Raw genomic sequence first — 1,788 nt, 5'->3', positions numbered from 1 at the left:
CTAACACTCACATAACACCCTCTCAGTAGGGTCGGGGGCAGCGGTGGTTTAGCGGCTGCCGAGCTCTCCCTTGGTGAACCCGTATTTGTGTGCCCCGAGCACAGTGGCGAGTGCAGGGACGAGCAGTGCGAGCGTGACCCAACTCAGCCAGGATGCATCCAATCCGCTGAGGACGATGCCTCCGATGATGCCACCACCGGCGATTCCGACGTTCCATCCGGTGGTGAGGAGTGCTTGGGCGACATCGCCGGCGTCGCCTGCTGCTTCGGCGACTGCGGTCTGCAGCAGGGTAGAGGTGCCGCCGAACGCGAGCCCCCAGAGCGCTGCGCTGGCGTAGACGAGCGAAGGCACGCCGGAGAAGCTGCCGAGCAGCAGCGCGCATGTCGCGAAGAGCACACACGCGAGGATCATGAGGAGGCGCAGGTGCCGATGGACGAGCGCTCCGGTGATCCAGATGCTCACCAGCGACACCAGGCCGAAGGTGAGCAGCACGGCGTCGACTTGACCTGCCATGCCGAGCGGCATGAGGAACGGGGCGATGTAGGTGTAGAGGACGCTGTGGGCGAGTACGAACGTGAGGGTCACGAAGAGCACGGGCGCTACGCCGGGAATGCGAATGGTACGGGTCAGCGGGAGCCGTGAGCCCTTGGACTGTCCGGGGAAGTTCGGCACCGCCGCGACGACCCACACGATCAACGCGAGCGTGAGGACGGTCATGATCCCGAACGCGTATCGCCACTCGACGAGCTTGGCCAGAAACGCCGCAGCAGGAACTCCGACGGACAGGGCAACGGTTGCGCCCCCCATCGCGATCGCCATTGCCTTGCCGCGCTGATGTGAGGGAACCATCCGTACCGCGTACCCGGCCAACAGCGCCCAGAGCAACCCGCCGACGATGCCGCCGAGGCACCGGGCGGCTAGCGTAAGTGCGAAGCTCTCGGAGAGCGCGGTGACGGTGTTGGCGATCGCGAATCCTGCGATCGCCAACAGCAGCAAGTGTCGGCGCGGCCAGCCGATCGTCGCCTTGGTGAGCGGGATCGCGGCGAGGATCGCTCCGATCGCGAAGACGGTGACGCTCTGCCCGGCAGTGCTCTCGCTCACACCCAGGTCTCGGCTCATCCCGGGAAGCACCCCGGCGGGCATCGTCTCGGTCAGGAGCGTAATGAACGCGGTGGTGGCCAAAGCCAGAAGACCCGCCAGTGGGAGCCGGGCGTTCGTTATCGAGGGAGATGGCACAGCATGTGTTCGTGTCATGGCCTCATGATCGAAGGCTGACATTAGTGTGAGGGTCAATTCGGTGTCCGCTGAGTCACACGACGCCAGCCACAGAGGGTGAGGAGAGGGATATGCGGATCGGTGAGTTGTCGACGCGCACGCGGACTCCGGTGAGGTTGCTGCGCTACTACGAGGATCAGGGACTGATCGCGTCAGATCGACTGCCCAACGGATACCGGGACTATGAGGAGTACGTCGTTGACCGGGTTCTCCAGGTACGAGGCCTGCTCGACGCAGGGCTGCCCACACGGATCATCAAGCAGATCCTGCCCTGCCTGAACACCCCCCGCACGATCCACATGCCCTACGTCACGCCAGACATGGTCGCAACGCTCGAACACGAACGCGACCGCATGGCCGAAAGAATCGAATGCCTCACCAAGAACCACCGAGCCATCACCGACTACCTCGACGCCGTACGCCGCGATATCCGTGGTGCTGGTGGTCCGGGGCGTCCGGTGGACGCGGTTGAACCTTGATGGGATTGCGATGTCCAGGGTCGCGGCTGGAGAT

General features: G+C 64.4%; 2 protein-coding genes. One reads left to right on the top strand and one right to left on the bottom strand.

Annotated elements, in window-relative coordinates:
- Positions 1–48 precede the first annotated feature (48 nt).
- Positions 49–1,182 (bottom strand): MFS transporter, encoded by a 1,134-nt coding sequence (locus ACH34R_RS44085; RefSeq protein WP_397567617.1) that lies wholly within the window; start codon positions 1,180–1,182, stop codon positions 49–51.
- Positions 1,183–1,346: 164 nt separating this feature from the next.
- Here ACH34R_RS44085 and ACH34R_RS44080 point away from each other — a divergent pair, with 164 nt between their 5' ends.
- On the top strand, positions 1,347–1,754 hold the full coding sequence (locus ACH34R_RS44080; RefSeq protein WP_397567616.1) for a MerR family transcriptional regulator: 408 nt from the start codon (positions 1,347–1,349) through the stop codon (positions 1,752–1,754).
- Positions 1,755–1,788: the final 34 nt, after the last annotated feature.

The organism is Spongiactinospora sp. 9N601, from assembly GCF_044326295.1.
GTDB classification, from domain to species: domain Bacteria; phylum Actinomycetota; class Actinomycetes; order Streptosporangiales; family Streptosporangiaceae; genus Spongiactinospora; species Spongiactinospora gelatinilytica.
Note: the sequence above shows the minus strand (reverse complement) of the source record. Positions and strands in the feature narration are given on the sequence as shown.